The sequence below is a fragment of the Treponema endosymbiont of Eucomonympha sp. genome, assembly GCF_001028545.1.
The window spans coordinates 1-5,773 of record NZ_BBPW01000045.1 but is presented as its reverse complement, the minus strand read 5'-3'; the positions used below and the strand labels follow the sequence as shown (position 1 = coordinate 5,773).

Here is a 5,773-nt window from a genome sequence, read left to right as displayed (position 1 = left end):
CCCGTATCGGCGTCCCCGACTTTGCCGCCATGTCTATTCCGGTGTGGCGGCTCTGCACGCCGGTGAACGGGTCGGCGCGCAAGCCGAACGGAGACGCGAGCCGCCACGACGCGGCGAGCGGCGAAACGAAAAGCTCGCCCGCCGCCTGTCTAAGCGACTCCGAATCGAGCGTCGCGCCGGGGAGGAACAGCGTCTGTCCGGCGCGAATCATCTCCGAGCTCAGCGCGTTCGCGTCGAGTATCTGCGCATACGCGATTTTATGCCGTGCCGCAATGCCCGACAGATTGTCCCCTTTTTTTACCCGATAGACGATTCCGTCCGCCGACGGAATCCGCAGCGTCTGACCGGCGCGGAGCGCCCGCGCGTTGCGTATGTCGTTTGCCGAAATCAGCGTGGAGATATGCGCCAGCGAAAACTTTTTGGCAATTCCGGAGAGCGTGTCCCCCTGCCGCACCGAATACGCGGCATACGAAACCGCTCTGGAAGGCGACTCAGGCGTTTGGGCGGCTTCGTGGGGAGCGCCCTCCTGCGCCTCCGTTTCGCCTGCTGACGGCAGGGAAAAACGCGCCGCCCCGCCGTCAGCCGGTGCTGCGTCCGGGAGCGCGAGTGCTTGAAGCGGCTCGCTCTCAGCCCGAACCTCGCCGTCGGCTAATGCTGTGTCCTGCGGAACAAGGCGCTGCGTTGCGGGCAGGATATTGAGGTATGCGCCGCTTTTCCAAAGCGCAAACCCGAATGCGCACCCCGCGGCGGCGAGTATGCACGGGACGCGGAAACGGACTATGCTCTGCGCCGCTTTTCTGCCTGCGGCGCGTATATGGTTTCGGTTGCTGTCCGGCGGTGCGACCTGCTGCGGGAAGCTCTCCCGTATCCCTGCCCCGCTGAAAAACAGCGAGCCGGCGGAAACCGGGCGCGCCGCCGTTCTCCCCCGTCTTCTGCGGGTATGCGCCGGGCTAAACAATGCGGCTCCGCCGCGCCGTGCCGGAGAAATCTCTGCGGACGCGTCGAGGCAGTTTATAACTTTCATGTCCCTTCTATCGACACACTCGCCGCACATATTTAGAATCCTCCCCGGCTTATGAAAAAAACGCACACAATGAAAGGCGGCGCGTATATGCTGATAGCGTTCGGACTGTGCCTCGGAGCCGCGCTTAAACTGTTCGTTTTTGATATAGTGCTCGTGTCGGGGGCTTCAATGGAACAATCATTGCATAAAGGCGAACTGATTCCCGTATATAAGCTGGCATACGGCGTCGCAAAGCCGTTCGGCGCGGAACTGCTCGTGCGCTGGGCTTCGCCGAAGCGGGGCGACGTGGTTGTTTTTATTGTGCGCGGCGCGCCCGTGATAAAACGCTGCGTCGCTCTTGCGGGAGACGCGCTGGAGTATTCGTCGGATTCGGGGCATAGCGTCCGCGTTACGGACGCGGCTCATTCGCGGGCGCTTGAAATTCCGCTGAGCGAGCGGCAATATCAACAGATGAAGTACAGCTCGGCGGTTCCCGACGGGACGCTCTTTGCCGTGGGCGACAACTATCGGGAATCGGTCGATTCCCGCGACTACGGCTTTGTGCTCGTCCAGCGCACACTCGGAAAGGCGCTTCGCGGAGCCTCCGGTGAATAACTTCTTTCCCCGCTCGCGGCTTATCATACTCGGCGTCGCCGGCGTCATCATGGCGGGCTACGTCATAGCGTCATACGCTAAACTCGCATTCGCGGGCGGAATCACCGAGCCGAGCCGGACCGCCGAACCGGCGGAGCGCGGGCAGATTGTCGACCGGAACGGCAAGCCGCTCGCCGTTCCGACCTTTTTCTACCACCTTGCGGTAACGCCGTCGGCGGTGGGTGACGCCGACAAAGCGGCGGCAGTGCTTGCGCCGATAGCGGGGCTTTCGCCCGCCGCGGTAAAAGCGCAAATCAGCGGGGCGAAACACAATTTTCTCTACCTTAAAAAGAAGCTGTCTGAAGCCGAACACGAAGCGGCACAGCGCGCTATCCGGGAAGCAAAGCTGAGCGGCGTGTTTTTCGACCGCATTCCCGGCCGCATATACCCGGAGAACGCGCTCGCTTCCCAGCTTATCGGCTATATGGGAGACGCGGGGCAGGGGCTTTCGGGCGTGGAATACGCGTTGCAGGACGCGCTCAGCCCGCGCCGCTCGGGGGATTCCAGCACGGCGGTGCACGGCAGCAACGTATACCTGACTATCGATGCCAGCCTGCAATACAAACTGGAAGGCATCGCCCGCAAAGCGCTGAAAGATACGCGGGCTGAAAGCATGATGCTGCTCGCGGCGGACGCAAAGACCGGCGAGCTGCTGTCCTATATCAGCCTGCCTTCCGCGAATTTGAACAAATACCCGCAGGCGGGCGACGCCGAGCGCCTCAACCGCCCCGCCGTTACCGCATACGAGCCGGGGTCGGTATTCAAGATTTTTTCGGTCGCCGCCTTTCTGGAGGCGGGCGCTATCCGCGAGGACGACACCTTTTACTGCGACGGGAAATACGAGCGCCAGCTTCCGAACGGGCAAACTATTCGCATAGGCTGCCTCGGCAGACACGGGAATATCACGGCGCGGGACGCGCTCAAGTATTCGTGCAACGTAGCGCTTGCCTGCATGAGCGAGCGGATAGACGCGGAACGCTTTCTGGCTCTGCTCCGGGCGCTGGGCTTCGGGAGCAAGACGGGCATCGAGCTGCCGGGCGAAACGCGGGGTATGGTCAGGACGCCGGAGGACGCACTGTGGACGGCGCGCTCGAAGCCGACGATATCCATAGGGCAGGAGATAGGCGTGTCGGCGCTGCAAATGGTCGAGGCGGCGATGGCGCTTACGAACGGGGGCGTTCCGGTGCCGCTTTCGGTGATTTCCCGTGTTACCGACCGTGTGGGGAAGGTCCTGCCGCAGCGCGAGGCGGAGCGAAAAGAGCGTGTGCTGTCGGAAGAGACGGCGCGGGCTGTTCTGAGCTATATGGAGACCGTGGCGGCGAGCGGGACGGGTACGCGGGCGGCACTGCGCGACGTGAGCATCGGGGTAAAGACCGGCACGGCGCAAATGCGCGACGAAAAGCGCGGCGGCTACAGCCAGACGGATTTCGTGTCGAACTGCATTGCGGTGTTTCCGGCGGAAGACCCGAAAATAATCCTGTATATCGTAATTGCCAAAGCGAAGGGCGAAACGTATGCGGGGCGCATTGTCGCGCCGGTCATCGCAGAGGCGGCAAGCATGATTATCGACCATATAGGCTTTGCGCGCGCGGGAGCGGCGTTTTTTTCGCATTCGGGCGTCATTTCTGTCCCCGAAATCCCGGAGGTTTCCGTCGGCGCGGTGCTGCCCGATTTTACGGGCACCCCCAAGCGCCTGCTGGCACCGCTGCTGACGCGCGACGATTTACGCATTCTTATCGAGGGCGAAGGCTACGTGATAAGCCAGATGCCCCCCCCCGGCACGCCGGTAACGGCGGATATGGCGCTAGAGTTCCGGCTGGGCTGGGAGGGCTAGGTAGTGTGGACTTGAAGGTAGATGTAAAGGAAAAACACCTGATATGAATAGCAATGATGAAGGAAATGGTGAGTTTTGCGTAGCGCGTAGCGATTCCTCGCCAGCGTTTGAGGGTGCCGAAAACGATTTTAATGAAATATTCCGTAGTTTGCTGTGGAGTATTTCATTCATGTTTCCCATTTTACCTCTCTCCTCCTCTTTAGTCCACACTCCCTAGGCGACGTGGCCTGGAAGGTGTTTTTCCTTTACATCCACCTCCCAGTCCACGTCGCCTAGCCGTTATCTGAAACACGCTACTGTTTGCGCCTTCGGTCAAGCTCGTTGAATACGTCTTTCCACGCGATATCTTCTTTCCGCATGAATGAAGTCAACGCATCGAGCATGTCGGCACAACGGGGAACAAACCCGCCGTTCGACTCTGGCTGCTCCCCGCCCGCGCCTCCTTCGCAGAACTGATCGAGTCGCGCTATGGTTTCCGCGCCGCAGGATTTTGGGTTAACCCGGTACAGCCAGTCGAGCGTTGGTGACTCGTCCGGCTCGGAGGAAAAACATGTCCACGAGCCGGTATGGCACACTTCTCCGTGCGGTACAACGGTCGCCAGCACCGTGTCGCGGTCGCAGTCAGCTCGGAGGCGGACGATGCCAAGATATTTGCCCGAGTGCAAGCCCTTCGTCCAGAGCACGTTACGGGTGCGGCTCCAGAACGTCAGCTTTTTCGTGTCGAAGCTCTTATGGAACGCCTCGCGGTTCGCATAGCCCATCATCAGCACTTCTCCCGCAGGGCTTTGCGCTATGACCGGAACGAGCGGCACCTTTTCCCAGTTGAGGCACTCGATGAACGCGTCTTTGAGTGACACCGCGCCCGTGTACAGCGCCATTCCGAGCTGCACGTCGCAGCCGCACTGCTCCAACTCCGCGATTTCCGTCACCGACGCCACGCCCCCCGCCGCCACCAAGCGGCAGTCCACCACCGCGCGGAGTTCTTTCACAAGGCTCAGGTCGGTGCCCTTCATGCAGCCTTCGCGTTCAACGCAGGTGAACAACAGCTCGCTGCAATGCTTTTCGGCTTCCCGTGCGCCGTCGAGCAGGCGGATTCCCGTGGTTTCCGTCCAACCCTTCACCGCAATGTCGCCGTGGAGCGCGTCCACCGATATGATGACGCGCTGCCTGCCGACTGCGCGCTCAAGCTCGCCGAGGAACGCCGTATTCAAAACACCCGCCGCCCCGTGCCTGCCTGCCGGAAGGAATGCCTGCGAGCCGACTATCACCTTTTCTGCGCCGAGCGACACCAATTCTTTCGCCTTCGCCGCGCTGCGGACGCCGCCGCCTGCGCGGACGTTGCCCTTGCGGAGCAGCCGCTTTAAAATTCCGGCGTTTGCCGTCTCGCCGTCCTGAAGAGCGTTGCCGAGCGCGGCATCCAAATCGATGACCGCCGTCTCGCCGTAGACGCTGAACTCTTCGATAAGCGCGTCGGGATTGTCGCGCTCCAGCATGAGATCTTTCCCGTTTTTCAGCTGCACGACCTTGCCGCCTTTCAAATCAATCGATGCGATAACCATAGGAGGAGTATAGCAGAGCGGGGCGTTTTTGTCAGGGTTCCAGCGGAGCGGGCGCACACGCGGCGGAAAAATCGCTCAATGCCACTGCGCTCCTTGTATAATTCGCGGTCATAATCCCGCAGTTTTTTTGCGGCAATGCTTCGGCGGCATGACAGGAGTAAAGCCACGTTGTCCTTTGCAACTGTTTCGTTACCTTCATACGTCTTGTCCACAAACAGCATAGCGCTTTCGCGTTCCCTTACACTTTTCAGCAAAGACCTCCCCACTTTCGCGTCGGAAGCATTCCCTGTAGACAGGCTGAACTTCACAAGTGCCGCGTCGCCTGCCGATATTGCGTGTATCTTTGTGTTCCAGTCCCCGCACGACTTTCCTATCGCCTGCTTTCCGTTTTTTTTAACGCTCCGTGAGCGCCGGGGTGCGCCTTAACCGACGTTGAATCCAGCAAAAGAATCTTTGCTTCGGTTAGTTCTACGCCTTATTTTATCATATTTTAGTCGCGTGAACACGCCCTAGGTAGTGTGGACTTAAAGGTAGAGGAACAAACACCTGACATGAATGGCGGCGATGAAGGAAGCGGTGAGCTTTGCATAGCGCACAGCAATTCCCCGCCAGCGCTTGAGGGCGCGAAAGACGTTTTCAATGACGTGCCGTGCCCGATACAGCTCATGACTGTACGCTCTCTGCTCTTTTCGGCTTTTAACCGGAGGGATGACTGCTGTTATA

5 protein-coding genes and 2 pseudogenes are annotated in these 5,773 nt (G+C 60.0%); 2 read left to right on the top strand and 5 right to left on the bottom strand.

What is annotated here, in order from left to right:
- The coding region (locus AWU74_RS03385; RefSeq protein ID WP_187150814.1) for a LysM peptidoglycan-binding domain-containing protein at window positions 1-1,024 on the bottom strand (1,024 nt) is incomplete at its 3' end.
- 69 nt (window positions 1,025-1,093) lie between these two features.
- Between AWU74_RS03385 and lepB the strand changes: the two genes are divergently transcribed.
- The gene (gene lepB, locus AWU74_RS03380) at window positions 1,094-1,618 is read left to right on the top strand and encodes a signal peptidase I (RefSeq protein WP_059370911.1); all 525 of its coding nucleotides are present in this window, start codon (window positions 1,094-1,096) and stop codon (window positions 1,616-1,618) included.
- Window positions 1,611-3,491 carry a PASTA domain-containing penicillin-binding protein gene (locus tag AWU74_RS03375; RefSeq protein ID WP_059370979.1) on the top strand — a complete coding sequence of 627 codons (1,881 nt, stop codon included), beginning with the start codon at window positions 1,611-1,613 and terminating at the stop codon, window positions 3,489-3,491. Before lepB ends, AWU74_RS03375 begins: the two co-directional genes overlap by 8 nt.
- 28 nt (window positions 3,492-3,519) lie before the next feature.
- On the opposite strand, the pseudogene AWU74_RS13820 reads toward AWU74_RS03375, so the two are convergent.
- The 4 genes and pseudogenes from AWU74_RS13820 to AWU74_RS10145 all read right to left on the bottom strand — a co-directional run.
- Window positions 3,520-3,612, bottom strand: a pseudogene (locus AWU74_RS13820) (IS5/IS1182 family transposase); the annotation flags it as partial.
- A 172-nt stretch (window positions 3,613-3,784) separates the two neighbouring features.
- Window positions 3,785-5,050 carry a HisA/HisF-related TIM barrel protein gene (locus AWU74_RS03370; RefSeq protein WP_062327593.1) on the bottom strand — a complete coding sequence of 422 codons (1,266 nt, stop codon included), beginning with the start codon at window positions 5,048-5,050 and terminating at the stop codon, window positions 3,785-3,787.
- Window positions 5,026-5,430: pseudogene (locus AWU74_RS13420) on the bottom strand (transposase); the annotation flags it as partial. The gene AWU74_RS03370 and the pseudogene AWU74_RS13420, both read right to left, overlap by 25 nt.
- A 144-nt stretch (window positions 5,431-5,574) precedes the next feature.
- Window positions 5,575-5,773 (bottom strand): transposase (locus AWU74_RS10145; protein ID WP_162481767.1); only part of this gene is annotated, 199 nt, incomplete at its 5' end.

What these genes read in the sequence shown, in the direction of transcription:
- lepB (WP_059370911.1), top strand. Translation starts at nt 1,094, where the DNA reads ATGAAAGGCGGCGCGTATATGCTGATAGCGTTCGGACTGTGCCTCGGA.
- AWU74_RS03370 (WP_062327593.1), bottom strand. Translation starts at nt 5,050, where the DNA reads ATGGTTATCGCATCGATTGATTTGAAAGGCGGCAAGGTCGTGCAGCTG.